The sequence below is a fragment of the Salinimonas profundi genome (assembly GCF_014750655.1).
GTDB lineage: Bacteria > Pseudomonadota > Gammaproteobacteria > Enterobacterales > Alteromonadaceae > Alteromonas > Alteromonas profundi_A.
Genome location: NZ_JABBXD010000002.1, coordinates 420,116 through 442,193, shown reverse-complemented (window position 1 = coordinate 442,193; position 22,078 = coordinate 420,116). Strand labels below are relative to the sequence as shown.

Below are 22,078 nucleotides of genomic sequence, written 5' to 3'. Positions count from 1 at the left end.
AGTCTTATGCGTATTTTCGTAGCGGTTTTCAGTGCAATGGTACTGGCAGGGTGTAACAGTACACCCAAGCCACCGGTTCAGGCCAATGATCCCTCTTTTGCACCGGTGGTGCCAAATATCCCTCGCGAGCATATTGCTGAAGATGGCGCGCTGTTTAAGCCTTATATGGCAAACAGCCTCTATTCGGATGTGACCGCACGCCGGGTTGGCGACATCATCACCGTCACACTGCGTGAAAATACCAACGCAACAAAATCGGCCGGTACAACGACGTCAAAAGAAACCGGCGTTGATGTGCAGCCTATTATCGGGCTGGGCGGCAACGCGGTAAATATCGGAGGCGAGTCCATACAGCTTGGCGTAAACGCAGCCAATGAATTTGCCGGTGATGCGCAGGCCAATCAACGAAACAGCCTATCGGGCGCCATTTCAGTCACCGTGGTTGATGTGCTGCCCAATCAGAACCTGGTAATACGCGGCGAAAAGTGGCTGACGCTGAACCAGGGTGATGAGTATATCCGGCTGACCGGCATTATTCGTCCGGCCGACATCAGCCCGGAAAATGAAATTGTTTCAACGAAAGTTGCTAATGCCCGCATTCAGTACAGTGGTACTGGAAGCTTTGCCCGGGCGCAGGAAAAAGGCTGGCTGACCCAGTTTTTTGCCTCTCAATACTGGCCGTTTTAAGGAGTGGTTATGAAAGCGGTGAAAGTGCTCTTTGGTTTGATGATTTTACTGTGCGCTGCACAGGCATCAGCCCAGCGTATAAAAGATGTGGCCAGTATTCAGGGCGTGCGATCCAACCAGCTTATTGGTTATGGTCTTGTGGTGGGTCTGCCAGGCACTGGCGAGCAGAGCCCGTTTACCGAGCAAAGCTTTCGCACCATGCTGACCAATTTTGGCATTAGTCTGGATCCGAATACCAAGCCTAAAATTAAGAATGTGGCAGCGGTCGCGGTTCATGCAGAGCTACCTGCGTTTACCAAGCCTGGTCAGACGATTGATGTGACCGTGTCGTCGGTGGGTGAGGCCAGCAGCCTGCAAGGTGGTACGTTGCTTCAGACCTTTTTGAAAGGGGTGGACGGAAAGGTCTACGCTGTAGCACAGGGCAGCCTGGTAGTCAGTGGTTTTGGCGCGCAGGGTAATGATGGGTCCAAGATTGTCATCAATACGCCCACCGTTGGCCGGATTCCTAACGGAGCATTAGTCGAACAGGCGGTGCCCAGTGGCTTCGCGGCCGGCGATTCGCTGACACTGAACCTGCACTATCCTGATTTTACGACGGCCAAACGCCTGGCGGATACCATTAATCAGCGTCTTGGGGCTGATCCGGATAAAGGCTATAGCATTGCCACGCCACTGGATGCCGCTTCGGTTAAAGTGACTGCTCCGCGCGATGCCGGGCAGCGAGTAGGGTTTTTAGCTGTGCTTGAAAATTTTGAGTTTGAGGCAGCAGAAGCCCCCGCCCGTGTTGTTATCAACAGCCGTACCGGTACCATTGTCATCGGTCAGGATGTCAGGCTTCTGCCGGCAGCGATTACGCATGGCGGTCTTACGGTTACAATTTCTGAAAATCAACAGGTGTCTCAGCCTAATGCGTTTGCCGATGGTAATACTGCGGTTACAACGCAATCCATCGTAGATGTCGATCTGGCTGACAGCAGAATGTTCAAATTTGAGCCGGGTGTCACCCTTGATCAGCTGGTCAGAGCGGTCAATGAAGTGGGCGCAGCACCGGGTGATTTGATGGCAATATTGGAAGCGTTGCGTCAGGCCGGCGCATTGCGTGGCGAGTTGGTGGTCATCTGATGGATACGCTGCACACCCGTAATCAAATGGAAATGGCGCGAAACGTTCATGATGTCAGTAGTCTGAACAATCTGCGCGAGGCTATTGCAAAAGGCGAAGATCAAAGCGCGCTACAGGAAACGGCCAAACAATTTGAAGCGATTTTTGTGCAGATGATGCTCAAGTCGATGCGTAAAGCGCAAGAGGCAATGGCGGATGAAGACAGTCCGTTTAATTCCCAGCAGGTAAAGTTTTATCGTGACATGCATGACCAGCAGCTTGCCGTAGACTTAAGTTCAAACGGCGGGCTGGGACTGGCTGACCTGATCGTGAAACAGCTGGGTCAGAATAATCCTGATTATACCTCCGCCAGCGTTATTCGCGGTGACGGTAACTTGTCGTCCATCAACCGACAAGCCGTTAACGATGTGCAAACTGCCCAGGATGCAGTTTTGCCGAACAGTCCAGCTCCTGTCGGGCCAGCTTATAAAGCGCCAATCGCAGCTGATCAAAACGCATTTATAGAAGCACTCTATCCACACGCTCAAAAAGCGGCGGAACAACTGGGTGGCGATCCCAAGGCGATTATTGCTCAGGCTGCCGTGGAAACGGGCTGGGGACAGTATGTGATTCATGATGGCAGTGGCACCCCTTCTTACAATTTGTTTGGTATTAAGGCAGATAAAGGGTGGCAAGGTAAGCAGGCTGTGGTGGACACGCTGGAATTTGACAAAGGCATGCCGTCAAAGCAAAAGGCGGCATTCCGGTCTTACGATTCCATTGATGAAGCCATGCAGGATTATGTGCGCTTTTTGCAATCCAGCCCCCGCTATGAAAAAGCGGTGTCTGAAAGCCAGGATAGTCAGGCTTATTTTAATGCCTTGCAGCAAGCCGGCTATGCCACGGATCCTGCCTATGCGGACAAGCTCATGTCGGTATACCGGGGTAACACTTTGAATGGTTTCCAGCCGTAAGCGGGTAAGAGGATTGGTACAGTGATTGATTTATTTTCTATTGCCAACAGCGGTGTAAGCGCCAGTAACAAGCTGCTGCAAACTACATCCAATAATATCGCGAACGTCAATACTGAAGGCTATGTTCGTGAACAAACTGTTTTTACCAATTCCAATACACAGGGGGCCGGCCGGGGCACCACAGAACGTGTTATCAATACCTTTGCGCAGAATCAGTTGCGCCGTGATATTACCGCCGTTGGCGAATTAGAAGCCTTTAAACAAAAAGCCAGCGCTATTGATAATCTGCTGGCCGGTGAGGCCAATGCGTTGTCGACCGGGCTGAGCAAGTTTTTCTCTGCTTTACAAACCGCAGCCGACGATCCTACGAATCTTGCATCGCGGCAGTCAGTGTTAGGAGAAGCGCAGGGGCTACTGTACAGGATGTCCACATCCTCGGACTACTTGCTGGCGAAAGAAAAAGAGCTAAACCTCGAATTTGATGCGCAAGTGACTCAGGCTAACGAACTGATACAGAACATCGGTGATTTAAACCAGAAAATACTTAGCATGCAGGGGGCCAGTAACGATCAGCCCAACACCTTACTGAATGAACGTGACAAGGCCATTAATCAACTGGCCGAAATGATGTCCATTGAGGTGCGGGAAAATAAAAATGGGACAAAGGCCGTTAACTTAAGCTCTGGCGAATCGGTGGTACTTGAAAACGGCGGCTTTAACATCTTTGAGCTAAAAACCGGTGCCGACACGGGTCAAAAGCATCTTCAGCTGGCATTTAATATGGTAGATAGCCAGCCTCAGGCATCAGTGCCCATTACAGAAGATAGGCTAGGCGGTAGTCTGGGTGGCTTGTTCCGTTTTCGTAACGAAATCCTCAGCCCTGCTCAACGGGATATAGGCCAGATTGCCGTTGCCATGGCCGATGCGGTCAATGCGCAAAATAGACTGGGCATGGATATGGACATGCAGCTAGGCGGTGATATTTTCAGTCTGCCGGAGCTTTCCGGGCTTAATTTTGATAATTCTGATAACAGTCTGACGATGGCCGGTCGGTTCACGCCGGGTAAAGGCAATGAAGTGACCGATGCTGATTTAAAGGTTGTGGTGACCTCAGTAGATGGGGCGGGTGCTCCTGCGACCTTTGATGTTCATATGATAAGTGCCGATGGCACACCAAAGCGTGATCAGAACGGAGATCCGCTAATTTACACCGGTCTTAGCGTAGTTACCGGTGGCTTTACTGAAATTCCCGGCGGAATGGAAATTGAGTTCGACGCTGCAAATCCTTACGCTGTCGACGATGCATTTTTGTTGCAACCCACCAAAGCTATCGCATCCAATCTGTCATTGGCTACAGAGCGTCCGGAAGATTTGGCCTTTGCTTCTCCGCTGCGCGTTGAATCCGGTTCTGCCAACCTGGGTGATGCCAGAGTGAGCGCAGTGAATGTGACAAATACCGAGTACGATGTGTCTGCCTTTGATGGTGCCGGCGGCATTGCCACACCACCCAGTGCCGGTACAGAGGCGCCGGTTAAGGTTGTCTTCACTTCTGCTACTGATTTTGACGTGCTGGATAGTGCAGGAAATACGCTTGCTTCTGCTACTGTGGGCAATAACTATAATGATTTACTAAAGCAAGCCGGCTTTGGTGCCGATTATCCCGGATATGATTTCTCTTTAAGTGGTCAGCCAGCGGCCGGGGATGCGTTTAACCTGGGTTATAATTCGCAGGGTATTAATGACAATACGAATGCTGTAAAGCTGGCAGAAATTCAGAAAAAAGGCGTGGTACAGTTAAGTACGAATTCTGCGAGTCAGACTCGCACCTTACACGATGCCTATTCCTCGCTGGTGGGAAGGGTAGGGGAAAAGTCCTCGACAGCAGATGTGTCTTTGCAGGCAGCTGAGGCGATGAAAGAACAATCGCAGTCATGGTTTGACTCCGTGTCAGGAGTCAGCCTGGATGAAGAGGCGGCGAATCTTATTCGTTACCAGCAGTCTTATGCAGCGGCGGCGCGGATCCTTTCCACCGCGCAGGAACTTTTTGATACCATTTTATCGGCGGCCAGGTAACGTATTATGCGTATTTCTACGAATCAACTCTATGACAGAAATATCCGTGCAATTATGGATAATCAGCGCGGGCTATCTGAAACGCAGAACGAACTAAGTACGGGTAAAAAGTTAAATAAGCCATCGGATGATCCTGTGGGGGCTGCAAAAGTTATCCGTTTGACTGAAGAGCTCGACAAATTAAAACAATATCAGCGTAATAATGACTTTCTTGTCAATGCCCTGGAGCAACAGGAAACAGTTTTTGATAGCATCAACAATACTGCAACACGCGCTCGCACGCTTATTTTACAAGCCGGCTCAGGTGCATTAAGTGACAGCGACAGAAAAGCCATTGGTATAGAGCTGGGGCAGATGAGAGATGAAATGCTGGGGTTGATGAACTCGCAGGATGCCAACGGTAATTATATTTTTGGCGGTCATCAGTCACAAAATCAGCCCTTTGTCTTCAACGGCGGTGCGACAAATGCCGTGTCCTATCAGGGTGACAGTGGTCAGAACACGGTGAAGCTTGCTGATGGTGTAGAGGTACAGCGCTCAGTTAGTGGTCAGGACGTCTTTGAAAATGTATTGGCCAGACGTAACTTCAGTGTGGTAAATACGCCGTCAGCGGTTGTAGAAAGCAGCGGTATCGACAGTCAGAAGACATTTGATGCGTTTAGTAAAGCGAATTACGATCCTGTCACACCAGCAAATAATACCTTTCAGCTTCAAATCACCGCTGCCAATCAGGTGACTTTGACTAATCCGGGAACCGGTGAGACGGTGGGGAGCACAGCATTTACTCCCTCACAGCCTTTTTCAATTCAGGGCATGACATTTACCTTAAGTGGGAACCCCGGAGATAGCGTCGAGTTTGCGCTTGACCCTCCCCAGAAAAAGAACCTCGCTGAAACGCTGCATGATGTATCGTCTATGCTTATGGATGACTCATTAACAACTGATGCTATCAGCAACGCGCTGGACGACGCGCTAATTGGCCTGGACAACGGCGTAGACAAAGTTGCACAGGAACGCTCTTCGGTGGGTGGGAGGTTGAATCTCGCCAGCTCAATGTATCAAACCAATGCAGATTTACAGATAGAAGCCAAGAAAATACGTTCGTCCATCGAAGACGTTGACTTCGCAGAAGCGGCTACTGAACTGACCAAACGTGAAACCGCGTTAAACGCAGCGTACTCATCGTTCGGGAAAGTGACGGGCCTGTCACTGTTTAATTATATTAAGTAATTGTTATATCTTTATTTTTATAATCAGGAAAAAATCTTGCGGAAAGGCCTGATTGCACCTTAAGGAATTATGTTAACTGCCGATATGATGTGTATAAAGCGGCGCACCTCAACTGCATAAGCACGGGTAGCCAGTCGCATCATTTTAATTCAGACATGCATTGAGCGTTTCATTGCACTAAAAACGAATCGGAGTTTATATGTCTTTACGAGGTATCAACGCATACAAAAAAGGTAACGTTAAGCAGGATATTTCCGCTGCCGATCCGCATCGCCTGACGCTGTTGTTATTTCAGGGCGCGCTGGACCGTATAGCTTATGCTAAAGGTGCCATCGAGCGTAACGACTTCGAGGCTAAATCAGAGAACATTTCAAAGGCTGTTTCTATATTGATCTATCTGAGAGACACGTTGGATGTTGAAGTCGGTGGAGAGATTGCGGAAAATATGTACGCGCTTTACACCTACATGATAGAAAAAGTCAATGAAGCGTTGTTAAGCAATAATATCGGACCACTGGAAGAAACCTACGCGTTGCTGGAACCTATTCGCACAGCGTGGGTACAGATTCCTGAAGCCGATAAGCAGGAAGCTTACGCGCGCCGCGCAGGGTAAAAACGTCTGCGACAGCTTTCTCATATCGAACCTCACACAATTCATTCCTGATCGATGTTTACTGACAGGCTCATTTGCTGCCAAAGCAATGACAGAGCCTGTCGCAACAGTTACGCCTCCATCCGTGCTATTTTCTTCTTTTAACATCACCGATGTATCGATACTGTTTCCTGAACCCTCTTCGCTATAAAGGTGTCGCGCGTGTTGCGTCTGACGAGTACTGGCAAGCCTGATAATAGATGTGCTCAGTGCAGCTGTCGGATTCCGATAATATAACTAAGCGGGCATAACGTCTTGCTCAGCCTCAGTACAGCGGTAGCTCAAACAGGTTATCCGGACGCGACCTGTTAATCATCCTGCTCAGTTTTCACTTACCATTTTGCTTAATACCAGCTGCCGCTTATCCACATTACTCGTGACTCAAATATGAATGACCCGGCGCCTGTCATCGGTGTGTCGAAGGAGAATTTAGGACTGGCTTTGTTCGGCACCCCTACTTCATAGAACGTAGTGCAAATGCATCGGATAAAAGATTTTTGTCATTATTTTTTAACGCGACAATAGTTGAAAAAAGATTTATAAATCATTGTCTTATTTTATTTTTACTTACCCCGCTGGTTATTCGCCCTCAGAAAATACCATCAAAAATTGAAAAAATGTCTTAAGTAATTTTCGGTAGCGCCGTTAACTTAATTGTCCGGAGATGAGAGACCGGAATCAACAAAACGAAGGGATGACCAGGCCAGAGCCGGCACACCTTTTTTAGTAAGATTGAGGAGATAAATCATGGCTTTAACAGTTAACACTAATGTAAGTTCATTGAATGCACAACGTCAGATGATGAGCTCATCAAATGGTCTGGATCAGGCTTTCGAGCGTCTTTCATCAGGCTTTAGAATTAACAGCGCAAAAGACGACGCGGCAGGTCTGCAAATCAGTAACCGTTTGCAATCACAGATTATGGGCCTGGACCAGGGTATTCGTAACGCCAACGACGGTATCTCACTAGCGCAAACTGCTGAAGGTGCCATGGATGAGATTACTAACTCTTTCCAACGCGTAAGAACGCTGGCTTCACAGGCTGCGAATGGTTCTAACACTGATGAAGACCGTATGGCGATTCAGGAAGAAATTAAATCGCTGATGACCGAAGTTAACCGGATTGCAAAGGATACTACTTTCGGTGGTCAGAACCTGCTGGACGGTACTTACGATGCCACATTCCAGGTCGGTGCGGATGCAGCACAGGCAATTGGTTTTAGTATGCAGAATGTTGGCGGGTCGGCAAACAGTTTGAGTGCCGATGGTGGTTTCTCGCTGTCGGGTATTGCCAGCGTAGCCAGTGCGGTTACAGGTAAAACTCTGGCTGCAAACGTTGCAGGCATCAGTGAAGCTGGTGGTACTGCTGCGGCGGCATCCTACGACTTTGCTGGTACGTTCGCACTAAGTACAATCAGCGTATCAAGTCAGGGCAACGCCCAAGCGGTGCTCGGCGGAATGGATAGCCTGATAGCCGTTGTAGATAAAAAGCGCGCTGAGCTGGGTGCTGTACAAAACCGGTTCCAATCGGCAATCAATAACCAATCTAATATTTCTGAGAACCTGTCAGCCGCGAAATCCCGCATCAAAGATGCTGACTTTGCTGCTGAAACAGCGAAGCTGACACAAAACCAGATTCTGCAGCAGGCATCGCAGTCTATCCTGGGTCAGGCAAACCAACGCCCTCAGGCTGCTCTTAGCTTATTACAGGGTTAATAAGTAAAGGTAGGAAAAGCACCCTCATCGTTAGGGGTAGTGATAAGGGTGCTTAAAGTATGGCAAGCTAGAAGTGGAGGCTTGTACCATAGTAACAAAAGTAAGGCGTACAAACTTTTGACACAATAAAAGTGAAGCAAAACCTGCGCCAGTTTTCCACGGGTTTATCTCTCTCAATCGTAAGTCAAGCGGAAGGTCTTTGCCTTCCGCTTTTTTTGTCCTGGTGAAAAGTGAATACCATTCTGATGAGGCGGCAATGTTTTTCATTTTTTGTGACAATTATTGCCGCCTCGGCAGCGTTTAACGAAGAAAAATATAAACGCTGATTTATATCTACATGTAATGGCGCGGCGTGCACTATCCTTAGTCGGTATCAATTAAACAAAGGCCCCAGCTCGCCTTTGTCCCTATAAAGCCTTATTAATAATTTATCTCATCCTAAAGTGTTAACCAAAAAGCAACGAAAAAACTAAAGGTTGAGGAAATGTAGTCGATATCCTTAATTAGAGGATCTATTCAGGTTACTCGTAAAACCCGGAATTACTTGCTTAGGGGTAGGCAATGATACCGGATACTATATAAAGAAGTGGAGGCTACAATGGCTTTAACTGTAAATACTAATGTAAGTTCACTGAACGCACAGCGTCAGTTAATGAACTCTGGAAATCGTTTAGATCAAGCCTTTGAGCGGTTGTCTTCAGGTTTTCGAATCAACAGCGCGAAAGACGATGCGGCGGGCTTACAAATTTCTAACCGCCTGGAAGGTCAGATCAATGGTCTGAACCAGGGTATCCGTAATGCCAACGACGGTATTTCACTGGCGCAAACTGCTGAAGGTGCCATGGATGAAATTACTAATTCATTCCAGCGTGTAAGAACTCTGGCATCACAAGCCGCCAACGGCTCTAACACTGACGAAGATCGCCTGGCAATCCAGGAAGAAATCAAGTCTTTGATGACCGAAGTTAACCGTATTGCCGAGGATACAACCTTCGGTGGTCAGAACTTGCTGGATGGTTCCTACGATGCCAAGTTCCAGGTAGGTGCAGACGCGACCCAGGCTATCGGTTTTAGCATGAAAAATGTGGGTGGAACTGCGGCCGGTAACTCGTTAACTGCCAACGGTGGATTTACATTGTCAGGTATCGCTGGTGCAGCCAGTACAGTAACTGGTAAAACTTTAGCTGCTAATGTAGCGGGTATCAGTGAAGCCGGCGGTACAGCTGCTGCTGCCTCTTACAGCTTTGCGGGATCGTTCTCGCTGAGCACGATCAGCGTTTCAAGCCAGGGTAATGCCCAGGCCGTTTTGGGTGGCATGGATAGTCTGATTGCGGTTGTTGATAAAAAGCGTGCCGAGCTGGGTGCGGTTCAAAACCGTTTTCAGTCTGCTATTAACAACCAGTCGAACATTGCTGAAAACCTGTCTGCCGCGAAATCGCGTATCAAAGATGCTGACTTTGCAGCTGAAACAGCGAAGCTGACGCAAAACCAGATTTTGCAACAGGCTTCTCAGTCTATTCTTGCCCAGGCTAACCAGCGTCCACAGGCTGCACTGAGCTTATTAGGCTAAGTTATATTTGTTTCTTTACCTTGAGAAAATGCCCGGTATGGGCATTTTCTATTAATGGTAATGAAATTGGAGACGGATATGGCGGTAAATAATTTATCAGATATTAAAAGCTATTCCTCGACACAGGGTGATAGTCAGCTTTCTGCCAAAGTAAACCTGGATGTGGAAGCCAATATCAAAGCATCAAAGGCAGAGACTGAAAAGAAAGATTCAGTCACTTCAACTGTTTCTACGTCTTCTGATGACGCCTCACAAATGCAAAACAACGCAGAGCCGGATAGTCAGGCTATTTTGGAACGTCTATCTACCATCAATGAGCAGTTTCCTTTAAAAGCGACCAGTCTTGTATTTGAATTTGATGATACAAACGATCCACCGGTCATAAAGGTTGTCGATAAAGAAAGCGGCGACGTTATCAGAGAGCTTCCGCCTAAGGAACTTCGCGAGATCGCTAAAGCGTTGAGCGATATTGCCGATAGCCTAAAAGAGCAGGCACATAATCTGCATGATGAGCAGGAAATACATGCGTCTGGCATTTTCATTAACGAGCGCTTGTAAGTCTATTTATGTAAGGGCGGAGTATGGCAACAATCACAAATGCTGGTGTAGGTTCAGGAATCGATCTCGAATCTATTATTTCAGCAACCCTTCAGGCCACTAACCAACCAAAATTACAGAAATTCGCCAAGCGCGAGTCTGAATTGTCCGTTGAGCTTACCGGCATTGGCGGTATCAAATCCGTGATGAGTAAGCTGCAGGATATTTTTGAAGAGCTCTCAGATCCTGACAAGTTTAATCAGCGCGCTGCCACCGTTCGCCAACCTGACACGTCCGGCTCATTAGGTGATCTTGTTTCGGTAAAAGCGGATGAAACCGCTACAACCGGCTCGTTTGATATCAGTGTTTTGCAACTGGCGCAGGGTAGCCGCGCTCAGACTGATACATCTAACCCCGCCAATACATTCACTTCGGCAGATGAAGTGGTAGCAACAAGCGCCAGTACTTTGACGTTTTCAGCAGGCACCAATTCGTTTGATATTGATATTGACGCCGGGGCGACTCTTGAAGACATCCGCCAGGCGATCAATGACGCAAGCGGCTCATTTGGCGTGTCAGCAAACATTATCAATACGGGTTCTGAGAGCTTGCTGGTCATTGAGTCATCTGAAGCGGGTACGGGTAATGATCTAGTCATCACCAACAACAACCCTGAACTTGACCGGTTGTCTACCGTTGCTAATGGCGGGGGAGCGGGTGGGCTGGCCATCGCACCTGAAGATGTTGCCCAGGATGCAATTATAGAAGTCGATGGAATTCAGATAACCAACGATAGCAACGTTTTCAGCGATGCCGTGCAAGGACTGACGATCACCGCCAAAAGACCCAGTGAGAATGGCGAGATTGCTAATGCGGATATCGCCTTTGACCGTGAAGGGGTGACAGAGAAAATCGATAGCTTCGTTACAGCGTTTAATAATACGATTGATATGATTAACCAGCAATCAGCATCGGTCAATGCCCCCTTGTTTGGTGATGCCACGGTCAGAGCGATTAAAGACCAGCTTACTAACGCATTAACCACACAAATCAGTGGTGCCGGTGATTTTCAAACCATTTTTGATGTAGGTTTGTCATTGAATCAGAACGGTAAGCTGGAAAAAGAGAATGTGGTTCGCAGTGTCAACGAGGCGCTGGACAGCGGCTTTTCTGATGTAGGTAAGCTGTTCACAAACCCGGGTGGTCTTGCTGAGACCTTTGGTAACATTCTTGATAGCTATGTTGACAGTGGCGGTATTCTTAAACAGCGTCAGGATTATCTGAATATTCAAAAAGATGATTTAGAAGATGACCGCAGTGACCATCAATATCGGATGCAGCAACTTGAAGCCAGTTTGCGTAACAAGTATGCCTCACTGGATACTCTGATTGCATCGATGCGAAGCACCGGTAGTTATCTGATGGGACAACTGGACTCTTTACCAGGTTTTGTCAGGGAAAAGTAATTGCCGCCCCCTGACGTTTCACTAATCGTGATACCTTTATAACGCAGTTTATGCCCGCTTGCGGGCAGGCTGCCGTTTATCAACATCTGCTTTACCGCGCTGCCCCTGCCTGATTATTGACACATATGCCGTAAAAACGACGAGGCAAAACAGGCATACTTTGTGCTTTTACCACGAACGTAGGCCAACATTGACAACGATCCTGCTTTTGCTGTTGATTACATCCAGATAACGAGCACAGAGAAATGCCAAATAATAACTTTAATGATGTCACCCTTCATGCGGCAGCGCTTGCTGAACTTATCGAACAAGAGCAGTACGATGATGCGGTATCGGTGGCAGATAAATTAGCGGCGTCAATACGGCAATTATCGCAATCGGAATTAATGGCGTTAAGCGCTGAGCAGCAGCGTTATCTCTACGAACTGGCTGCATGGCTAACGGACGAAGAGGGGGCGATGAATAAACGCAGTCGTCAGCTCATTGATGTGATCGCTCCGTTCAATAAAAAAAGCGAATTAAAAACGAACAATAAATATCAGGGTAAAAACACGCATGGATAATCTACAGGCTTCACTGCTGGAACTTGAACAAAAACTCAGGGAGACGCAGGATTACCAGGCGCGCCAGGCCAGGTTTGCCAAAGATTCTGAACAGCGTTTTCAAAATAACCTGACGGCGTTTAAAACATACTACCCTGAGCTTTTTAAACAAATTTCGGATTTTACACCGCGTCAGGATTTCAATGTATTTGCCAGCCCGTCCGGCGACGGCAATTTTGTGCCGCGTGATGCCACGGTGCCGCTTTACGGTGATGATCCGTATCAGCAGTCGCAGCGCCAGGTGTCAAAAAATACAGCGGACGCAACGTTTGGTCGCTCGCTGTTATATCGTGGTGTTGATGCATCGATAAAGGCTGATAAGCGTTTACACATGCGCTATATGGCTGAACTGGCGCAAACACTTACTGAAAACGTCCCGGAAGATGAACCGCTGCTGGAATCTCTGCCTGCGCATTATCCAACCTGTATCATGTTTGGTGTCGGACTGGGTTACGCACTCACAGCATTACTGGAATCCCATACCTTCGACTACATTTTTGTATGCGAACCGGATTTTGAGATGTTCTATGCCAGTCTTTTTTGTACCGACTGGGAAGCAATCTTTAAAAAGGCCGATGTGGAAAGTGGCTGCGTGTTTCTGCATGTCGGTGTCACTTATGATGTGTTCTTCGAACAAATTCAGCAAATTTATAATGATGTGGGTGCCTTCTCACTTATCAGTAGTTTTTGTTATCAGCACACCCCCGGCGAGACAACCAACGCGCTGATAAAGGAATTTTTTAATCACTTTCATCAGATTCAGCTTGGGTACGGCTTCTATAACGATGCGGTAACAGGGCTTGCGCACTGCATTGAGAATTTCAACGAAAATCAGTGCCCGTTATTCGTGGGGTCTAAAGAAAAAGCGAAGTTTAAGCAGTTAACAGCCTATGTTGTTGCCAACGGTCCCTCGGTTGATGAAGCTATCGACGTGATTCGGGAAAACCGCGACGACGTTATCTTATTTGCCGCGGGAACAGCCCTGCCCACGCTAACAAAGTTGGGTGTAAAGCCTGATTTTCATGTGCTGGTAGAGCGCCCAAAAATTACCTACGACGTGCTGCTGGAAACCAATGAGCGAGAGATGCTTAAAGATCTCAATCTGTTGGCAGTAGATGTTATGTATTCGGAAGTCCCCTCGCTATATCAATGGACAGGTTTGGGCTTAAAAGGCCCTGAAGCGGCGACCGTATTTTCGCAGTTTGAGTATTTTAAGCAGCATCAGCACATCGTTTCTTCGTTACCTTACGCCGGGCCTCTGGTTGCCAATACCGCCCTGTCATTTGCAGCAATGATGGGATTTGGTGAGATCTATATGTTCGGCGTTGATAACGGCTACCCTGTAGATGGCTCAACGCATTCATCCCATAGCGTATATCGCGATCCGGCTTTTAAACAAAAACTGGTTGCTGAGACAAATGCACCGTTTGAATTGGAAGGCAATCTGGAAGGGCATGTGAAAGCTACCAGTTTGCTGGTTCAGTCAAAGCAACAGCTTGAATATCTGGTCAAATACTCTCCACATTCCCAGTTTTATAATGTGGGACATGGGGCAAAGATTAATGGTGCTGAACCATTGCAGGCGGACGATATTCTGTGTGTGCCGCTTAAACACAACAAGCAGGCGCTCATTGAAGAAATAAAAAGCACCTTCTTCCGTCGCTTTACCACAAGTCAGCCTGAAGAGGCTGTCGGTATTGCCGAGTTTGAATCGCTATGTGATTATTTACTGGAGATTGCCCGGCGTCCTTATTCAACGCGCAAGCAGGCTTCGGACCTCTTACGTGCACAAGCCAGAGTCGTGTTTGCGTATCGTGGCAGACGATATGGTCATCTGTTTCACGTTATCAAAGGTACGCTTTTGTATTTTCACGGTCCGATGATAAGCCTGCTCTATCTGTATGAGAATGAAGAAAAAACGCTGGATTGGTTCGCTCAGGCGTTGGAAGTATGGTCAGCATGTCTGGAGGCGATGAAAAATGATTACCGGCATGCGTGGAATCAACGCTGCGATCACTCTCTTGAACAGCATAATAAAATTCGACAGTTAAACGATCGATCATGACACGTTCATAACTGCCCACGGTCAGGGTTTTGCTTTCGTATGTATAGTAATGCTGTGAGAACGCTCAGCTTTTTATAATTACTAAAAATTTCTTTTCCTGAAGGTGCTTTCATGACGGATGTTTTACAGCTAATCGGTCGACAGAACGAAATATTTAGCGACGATATCTATGAACGAGAGAACGCGCTTAACACAATTGTCAGCAAGTCTCGCTTTTTAGTTTTAGGGGGGGCAGGCACGATTGGCCAGGCGGTGACCAAAGAGGTGTTTAAAAGGCACCCCAAAAAGCTATACGTTGTCGATATCAGCGAGAACAACCTGGCAGAACTGGTCCGTGATATCAGAAGCAGCTTTGGCTATATAGACGGTGATTTTCAAACCTACGCGCTTGATATCGGTTCTGTCGCCTATGATGCTTTTATCAAAAGCGCAGGAGAGTTTGATTACGTACTTAACCTGTCAGCACTGAAGCATGTCAGAAGTGAAAAAGATCCATTCACGTTAATGCGTATGATTGATGTAAACATTTTCAATACACTGAAAACGCTTCAGCAATCCGTCCAAAGCGGTGTGAAAAAATATTTTTGCGTGTCCACAGACAAAGCGGCGAACCCGGTGAATATGATGGGCGCGTCGAAGCGCATTATGGAAATGTACCTGATGCGTGAAAGTCAGTCTGTTGCTATTTCCACGGCCAGATTTGCCAATGTGGCATTTTCGGATGGCTCTTTACTGCACAGCTTCAATCAGCGTCTACAAAAAAAACAGCCTATCGTGGCGCCGAACGACATTAAACGCTATTTCCTGACACCCAAAGAGTCAGGAGAACTTTGCCTTATGTCCTGTATCTTTGGTGATAACAGAGATATCTTTTTTCCTAAGCTTTCTGAGTCATTGCATTTGATTACCTTTGCTGAGATTGCAGAGAAATATGTAAGGTTACAGGGGTACGCCCCTTACCACTGTGAGTCCGAGCAGGAAGCACGATCACTCATGGCGACACTACCTGCAAAGGGCCAATGGCCTTGTTTGTTCACAAGCAGCGATACGACCGGCGAAAAAGATTTTGAAGAATTCTTCACCGCTGATGAAAACGTAAATATGGATAGCTTCAAAAGTATAGGCGTTATTCAAAATGCACTAAACGTCAGTGAGGAGCGGCTTCACTACTTTTCCGACGCTATCGACGCACTGAAGCGTGCAGGCTATTGGGAAAAAGCTCAGCTTGTTGAGCTGTTCAGCGAAATGCTGAACAACTTCAATCATTTGGAAACCGGTAAATACCTGGACAGCAAGATGTAAAGGCAAACAGATGATGAGCAAAATGATTAATGAATTTATTCGGGATTTGTACAAAACCAATGAATTCATTCCTTTACACGCGCCAACGTTTGATAGTACGGAAAAGGCGTTTTTGTTGGATACCATCGACAGCACGTTTGTTTCCAGTGTCGGCAAGTATGTTGATGAGTTTGAAAAACGGGTGGCCAACTATACCGGCGCTACCAGAGCGGTTGCCACAACAAATGGTACGGCGGCCTTACACACAAGTCTGCATCTGGCTGATATTAAAGCCGGTGATCTTGTCATTACTCAGGCCCTCACCTTTGTGGCAACCTGTAATGCATTATTTCATCTTGGGGCGGAACCTGTTTTCGTCGATGTATCTGCCAATACGCTGGGTCTGTGCCCGAACGCTGTTGACGATTTTCTTGAACAGCATGCAGTATTAAGTGAACAGGGCTGTATTCATCAAAAGTCCGGTAGACGTATTAAAGCCGCGCTGCCTGTGCATACCTTCGGCCATCCTGTGGAGTTGGACGCGCTCATCAGCGTATGTGAAAAGTGGGGTATCACTCTGATAGAAGATGCCGCCGAAAGCCTGGGCTCTTTTTATAAAGGACAGCATACCGGAACATTCGGTCTGTTCGGTGCGATAAGTTTTAATGGCAATAAGATTATTACGACCGGCGGAGGTGGTATGGTGCTTTGCAATGATGCTGCCCTTGGCGATCGGATAAAGCATATTACTACCACCGCGAAAGTGCCGCACCCCTATGAGTTTTACCATGATGAAGCGGGCTTTAATTACAGAATGCCGAATCTGAACGCGGCCCTGGGGTGTGCCCAAATCGAAAAACTGGACACCTTCATTAAAAGCAAGAGAGAGTTGGCCGCAAATTACAAAGCATTTTTCGACAACTCAATCTTCAGGTTCGTCGATGAACCAGCGCACGCAACATCTAATTTTTGGCTAAATGCGGTCCTGTGCCCTGACCAGGAAACACGTGACAAAGTATTGGCTGAAACCAACGGTGATGGGGTAATGACCAGGCCGGTATGGCGACTGATGCACAGGTTACCTATGTATGAAAATGCTTTACGGGGCAGCTTACCCAATGCTGAGTATTTTGAGGCTCACCTGATCAATCTGCCCAGCTCGCCAGTTTCTGTCTGATGTGGGTTAACAAATCATGGATATAAAAAAAGTCACCGTTTTTACCGGTACCCGAGCAGACTACGGGTTGTTGTATTGGCTGATGAAGGACATTCAGAACGACCCCGCCCTGAAGTTACAACTGCTGGTAAGCGGTTCTCACCTGAGTGAAGAGTTTGGCAATACCTATCAACAAATTGAGAAAGACGGATTTTTTATCGATGAAAAGATTGAGATTTTACTTTCATCGAATTCAGCGTCGGCGGTAGCCAAAAGTATTGGCTTGGGTGTACTGGGCTTCACCGATGCATTAGTCAGACTCAAGCCAGATATTATCGTTATTTTGGGGGATCGCTACGAGGCACTTGCCGCCGCACAGACTGCCATGATTCTGGGCATTCCGGTACTCCACCTACACGGTGGGGAAATATCAGAAGGTGCTTATGATGACAATATCAGGCACGCGATAACAAAGCTAAGTTATCTGCACGGTGTCTCAACCGAAGAATACAGACAACGGGTGATTCAGTTGGGGGAAGCGCCGGAGCGGGTCATTAATGTGGGGGCGTTGGGGCTGGATCACTTAACAAAGTCGACTCTGTTATCACCAGAAGAGCTTAGTGCATCGCTGGGCTTCAAGCTTGCCCGGCCTTACGTTGTTGTAACCTATCATCCTGTTACATCTGGCGATGAGGATCCGGAACAAACTTTCAGCGCATTGTTGAATGCTTTGGACGACTATCCTCACTTGCAGGTCATTCTGACCTATCCTAACGCCGATAATGGTGGCAGAAAAATTATTCCATTACTGGAAGCATATGGCGCAAAAGCACCAGAACGTGTGCTCACTATTCCATCACTCGGGCACATAAGATACTTAAGCGCGATAAAGCATTGCTCTGCGGTGATTGGCAATTCGTCAAGTGGCATTATTGAGGTGCCGTCCTTTGATATTCCGACCATCAATATCGGGGTTCGACAAAAAGGACGCCTGGCGGCCAAAAGCGTTTTACATTGTGAAGCGACTCACCGAGCAATCAGTGAGGCGGTGGGGGTTGCTCTTGATAGAGGTTACAAAGCGGCTGACGAGAATATTACCAACCCCTATGGTCAGGGCGATAGTAGTGAAAAAGTCCTGCAAATCATCAAACGTTTTTCCGGGCCACCATTCAAAAAATTTTTCAATCTAAAGGTAGATGACAGTGACATTGATAATTGCTGAAGCTGGCGTAAATCACAATGGTAGTGAAGATTTAGCATTTAAGCTTGTCGACGCCGCCTGTGCAGCAGGCGCTGACGTGGTCAAGTTCCAAACCTTCAAAGCGGCCAAGCTGGTTACAGCCCAGGCCAGACAAGCGGATTATCAGGTGCACAACACCCAGCGTGAGGAATCACAGTTGTCGATGCTGTCGCGCCTGGAGCTTTCTTATGAAAGCCATCACAAACTGATGTCTTACTGCCATCAGTCTGGAATTGAGTTTTTATCAACCGCATTCGATCTGACAAGCCTTCATTTTTTAGTTAACGAGCTTGGATTGTCGCGACTTAAAATTCCTTCTGGCGAGCTGACTAATGCTCCGTTAGTTTTGGAGTACGCCCGCGCCGGTTGCCAGCTTATTCTGTCAACCGGAATGGCATCGGAAGCAGAAATTGAGGCTGCCCTTGGCGTCATTGCCTATGGGCTGACAGCCGATACCACATCTAAACCGTCAAGACAGGCATTTGACGACGCTTATCATTCCATGGCAGGACAAAAAGCACTGAAAAACAGCGTCACCTTGCTGCACTGTACAACGGAGTATCCCGCTCCGTTTGACGAGATAAACTTAAGAGCCATGGATACGCTGAAACGTAAATTCGGGCTTGCTACAGGATATTCTGATCATAGCTCAGGTATATCTGTGCCAATTGCAGCGGTTGCCAGAGGCGCCGTGGTAATAGAAAAGCATTTTACGCTGGATAAAAATATGGACGGGCCGGATCACAAGGCGTCACTGGACCCCACTGAATTATCGCAGATGGTCAAGTCTATTCGTGAAGTAGAGCAGGCTTTGGGCTCTGACCAAAAATCTCCTACACCGTCTGAACTGAAAAACAAAGATATCGCCAGAAAAAGTGTAGTGGCTGCACGTGAGATCCCCAAAGGAGAAGTATTCAGCGCAGCGGATCTGACAACCATGAGGCCTGGTAGCGGCGTTTCTCCTTATCAGTATTGGGAGATGCTGGGGCGACGTGCGTTGCGGCATTATCGGGCGGGGGACCTAATCGTTGAAGAATAATACGGGCCTGCCGATAATATTAATTGGAGGCGGTGGGCATGCCCGGGTTCTGGCAGATATCTTAGTGCAGCAGGATAAGCAAATAGCTGCTGTGGTCTGCCCTGAACCACTGATGAGAAGTCCGCTGTTTGATGGTATCAAACATCTTAGCAGCGATGAGGATGTTAGACGCTATGCGCCTGACGAGGTCTCATTGGTCAATGCTATCGGGATGCTTCCGGGCGCAGACAGCAGAAAGAAAGTTTGTGAGTACTTTCTGGCACACGGGTATACCTTTGAATCGGTCATTGCACCGACTGCAACGGTCTCTGCTTATGCAACAGTAAAACAAGGTGCACAAATAATGTCGGGCGCGATCATTCAGGCTGGTGCGGTTATTGGCGAGCAGACAATCGTTAATACCCAGGCTGTCATAGAGCACGATTGCCAAATTGGTTTACGCAATCATATTGCTCCTGGTTCGACTGTTTGTGGTGAAGTAACAACAGGTAACGACGTTTTCGTCGGCGCGGGAGCTACGATAATTAATGGCATGACCATCGGCTCGAATGCCATTATTGGCGCAGGCACATGTATAACGCGCGCCGTCGAAGATGGGAAAACAGTTCGTCGCTAACTGTAGAACTTATAGTAGACCTTACGACAAGGACCTGAATTATGTCTTATCACTGGCAAAAAACGCTGATTTCTTCTTCAGGCACGATCAAAGAAGCTATTGAGATCATAAACAGCGAGTCTTTAGGTATTGCGTTGGTGGTTAGTGAGGGCAATCGCCTCATGGGCACGATCACTGACGGTGATATCAGAAGAGGTCTTCTGCGGGAAGTATCCATAGGCGACTGCGTCCAAAAGGTGATGAATGCAGCGCCAGTGACAGCACCCTACAATACGTCAAACGACAGATTGTTAGAGCTTATGAAGGGAAAACGCCTGTCGTCGGTGCCGCTTGTCGATGATGAGTATAATGTTGTTGGTCTTAAAACGCTTCATGAAGCAATCCGCAAGAGAAAGTATGACAATCCTGTTTTCATCATGTCTGGTGGGTTCGGAACGCGGTTAAAGCCGCTTACCGATAGTTGCCCGAAGCCAATGCTCAAAATTGGCGATAAGCCAATTCTTGAAATCATCATGCGGCGCTTTATAAAACTGGGCTTTTACAATTTTTATATCTCTACACATTACATGGCCGAAAAAATAACGAACCACTTTGGCGATGGTGAAGAGCTGGGCGTGAATATTACATATGTGCACGAACAGGAGCCATTGGGGACCGGTGGGGCGTTGGGTTTGTTGCCCAAAACAATATCGAATAGTCCGATAATCATGATTAACGGTGATGTATTAACCAATGTAGATTTCAAGGTTCTGATGGATTTTCATCAGGATAATGGCGCCTTCGCCACCATGTGTGTGAAGGAATACAATTATCAGGTGCCTTTTGGCGTGATTGAGAACGAAGGCAACAAGATTGTCGGCATGACAGAAAAACCTGTCCACCACTTTTTTGTGAATGCCGGTATCTATGTGGTTTCTCCGGAAATAATCGATGCCGTTCAAAAAGATACGAAAATAGACATGCCGTCATTGTTAGAGCAGTGTCTGAAGAAAGAAAAAAATATTTTGATGTTTCCTATCCATGAGTACTGGATGGATGTGGGAAGAATGGATGACTTTAATCGTGCCCAGGCCGATATAAAGTATCTGGACCTGGAATAATGTCCATGCATGTTGTAGTGGTTGGTATCGGAAATATTGCTCAGCGTCATCGCGCTAATATTAAAAAGATGTTTTCAGGGGCAACCGTGTACGCCCTGTCTTCAAGCGGACGCACACCCGATACGATACCGGACAACTGTGATGTGTTTTTAAGCTGCTTTGACGCTATCCCTTTTACTGATATTGATGTGGCGATTATCGCTTCGCCAGCCCCGTTTCATAAAACGCACGCGCTTGTTTTTATAGAAAAGAACATACCGACATTGATTGAAAAACCGGTTGCCACCAACGTTCATGATGTTGAAGAAATCATGAGCGCTTCCAGCAAAAATCGCACCCCGGTAGGCGTAGGCTATTGTCTGAGGTTTTTGTCCTCCGCTGGCGTGGTAAAAAAGTTGATCAGCGATAACAGGCTGGGAGAGATCTATAACGTGATTATCGAAACGGGGCAGCATTTGTCGCAATGGAGACCGGGCAAAGATTATACGCAATCGGTAACAGCCCAAAAGGCATTAGGCGGTGGTGCCCTGTTTGAGCTAAGTCACGAATTTGATTATTGCCAGTGGATTTTTGGCGCACTGACCCTCCGGCACGCCATTGTGCGATCCTCCGGTCAATTGAACCTGGACGTAGAAGATCAGGCAGATATTGTGGCAAGTCTGTCTGCTGGCGGGGTGGTTAACATTCATCTGGATCTTCTGCAGCATCAGGTCAGAAGAACCTGCCGGGTTATTGGAAGTGAAGGGACGCTTGAGTGGGATTTAGTTGCCAACAAAGTGGTTGTTTTTGACAAGCAGGGCGAGCGAATAATTTATGCAGACGCGCAATGGGACAAAAACTCGATGTACATTGCGATGCTCAACGACTTTATCTCCAACACTGACAACGAGCACACTGTCGCCACATTGGCAGAATCACTCAGTGTTATCAGGCTGATAAATGATATAAAACAAATTGCCCAACACTAAAATTA

General features: G+C 47.4%; 19 protein-coding genes. All 19 read left to right on the top strand.

Annotated elements, in window-relative coordinates; translation table 11 throughout:
• Positions 1-6 precede the first annotated feature (6 nt).
• Complete coding sequence (flgH, locus tag HHX48_RS06415) at positions 7-687, top strand: flagellar basal body L-ring protein FlgH (RefSeq protein WP_191023336.1); 681 nt, start codon at positions 7-9, stop codon at positions 685-687.
• Positions 688-696: 9 nt separating this feature from the next.
• The gene (locus HHX48_RS06410) at positions 697-1,809 is read left to right on the top strand and encodes a flagellar basal body P-ring protein FlgI (protein ID WP_191023334.1); all 1,113 of its coding nucleotides are present in this window, start codon (positions 697-699) and stop codon (positions 1,807-1,809) included.
• Positions 1,809-2,762, top strand: coding sequence for a flagellar assembly peptidoglycan hydrolase FlgJ (flgJ, locus tag HHX48_RS06405; protein WP_191023332.1), 954 nt, complete (start codon positions 1,809-1,811; stop codon positions 2,760-2,762). Before HHX48_RS06410 ends, flgJ begins: the two co-directional genes overlap by 1 nt.
• A 21-nt stretch (positions 2,763-2,783) precedes the next feature.
• Positions 2,784-4,835 (top strand): flagellar hook-associated protein FlgK, encoded by a 2,052-nt coding sequence (flgK, locus tag HHX48_RS06400; protein ID WP_191023330.1) that lies wholly within the window; start codon positions 2,784-2,786, stop codon positions 4,833-4,835.
• Positions 4,836-4,841: 6 nt separating this feature from the next.
• On the top strand, positions 4,842-6,065 hold the full coding sequence (flgL, locus tag HHX48_RS06395; RefSeq protein WP_191023328.1) for a flagellar hook-associated protein FlgL: 1,224 nt from the start codon (positions 4,842-4,844) through the stop codon (positions 6,063-6,065).
• 199 nt (positions 6,066-6,264) lie between these two features.
• Entirely contained in the window at positions 6,265-6,678 is a 414-nt protein-coding gene (fliS, locus tag HHX48_RS06390) for a flagellar export chaperone FliS (RefSeq protein WP_191023326.1), read from the top strand.
• A gap of 786 nt (positions 6,679-7,464) precedes the next feature.
• On the top strand, positions 7,465-8,433 hold the full coding sequence (locus tag HHX48_RS06385) for a flagellin N-terminal helical domain-containing protein (RefSeq protein WP_191023324.1): 969 nt from the start codon (positions 7,465-7,467) through the stop codon (positions 8,431-8,433).
• A gap of 598 nt (positions 8,434-9,031) precedes the next feature.
• A complete protein-coding gene (locus HHX48_RS06380; RefSeq protein ID WP_191023322.1) occupies positions 9,032-10,003 on the top strand; it encodes a flagellin N-terminal helical domain-containing protein in 972 nt (323 codons plus the stop codon).
• Between the two features lie 78 nt (positions 10,004-10,081).
• A complete protein-coding gene (locus tag HHX48_RS06375; protein WP_191023320.1) occupies positions 10,082-10,561 on the top strand; it encodes a flagellar protein FlaG in 480 nt (159 codons plus the stop codon).
• A 23-nt stretch (positions 10,562-10,584) separates the two neighbouring features.
• The gene (fliD, locus tag HHX48_RS06370) at positions 10,585-12,006 is read left to right on the top strand and encodes a flagellar filament capping protein FliD (protein WP_191023318.1); all 1,422 of its coding nucleotides are present in this window, start codon (positions 10,585-10,587) and stop codon (positions 12,004-12,006) included.
• 245 nt (positions 12,007-12,251) lie between these two features.
• Positions 12,252-12,569, top strand: a complete 318-nt coding sequence (locus HHX48_RS06365) for a hypothetical protein (protein WP_191023316.1) — start codon at positions 12,252-12,254, stop codon at positions 12,567-12,569.
• Positions 12,562-14,673 (top strand): motility associated factor glycosyltransferase family protein, encoded by a 2,112-nt coding sequence (locus HHX48_RS06360; RefSeq protein ID WP_191023314.1) that lies wholly within the window; start codon positions 12,562-12,564, stop codon positions 14,671-14,673. The genes HHX48_RS06365 and HHX48_RS06360 overlap by 8 nt, the downstream gene beginning before the upstream one ends.
• Before the next feature lie 111 nt (positions 14,674-14,784).
• Positions 14,785-15,975, top strand: coding sequence for a UDP-N-acetylglucosamine 4,6-dehydratase (locus HHX48_RS06355; protein ID WP_191023312.1), 1,191 nt, complete (start codon positions 14,785-14,787; stop codon positions 15,973-15,975).
• Positions 15,976-15,988: 13 nt separating this feature from the next.
• Positions 15,989-17,131 carry a LegC family aminotransferase gene (locus tag HHX48_RS06350; protein WP_223858148.1) on the top strand — a complete coding sequence of 381 codons (1,143 nt, stop codon included), beginning with the start codon at positions 15,989-15,991 and terminating at the stop codon, positions 17,129-17,131.
• Positions 17,132-17,147: 16 nt separating this feature from the next.
• Positions 17,148-18,332, top strand: a complete 1,185-nt coding sequence (gene neuC, locus HHX48_RS06345; protein ID WP_223858082.1) for a UDP-N-acetylglucosamine 2-epimerase — start codon at positions 17,148-17,150, stop codon at positions 18,330-18,332.
• Complete coding sequence (gene neuB / locus HHX48_RS06340) at positions 18,313-19,389, top strand: N-acetylneuraminate synthase (protein WP_317983482.1); 1,077 nt, start codon at positions 18,313-18,315, stop codon at positions 19,387-19,389. Before neuC ends, neuB begins: the two co-directional genes overlap by 20 nt.
• Positions 19,379-20,005: an acetyltransferase gene (locus HHX48_RS06335; RefSeq protein ID WP_191023306.1), complete on the top strand. Its 627-nt coding sequence runs from the start codon at positions 19,379-19,381 to the stop codon at positions 20,003-20,005. The genes neuB and HHX48_RS06335 overlap by 11 nt, the downstream gene beginning before the upstream one ends.
• A 41-nt stretch (positions 20,006-20,046) precedes the next feature.
• Complete coding sequence (locus HHX48_RS06330) at positions 20,047-21,105, top strand: nucleotidyltransferase family protein (RefSeq protein ID WP_191023304.1); 1,059 nt, start codon at positions 20,047-20,049, stop codon at positions 21,103-21,105.
• On the top strand, positions 21,105-22,073 hold the full coding sequence (locus tag HHX48_RS06325; RefSeq protein ID WP_191023302.1) for a Gfo/Idh/MocA family protein: 969 nt from the start codon (positions 21,105-21,107) through the stop codon (positions 22,071-22,073). The genes HHX48_RS06330 and HHX48_RS06325 overlap by 1 nt, the downstream gene beginning before the upstream one ends.
• Positions 22,074-22,078: the final 5 nt, after the last annotated feature.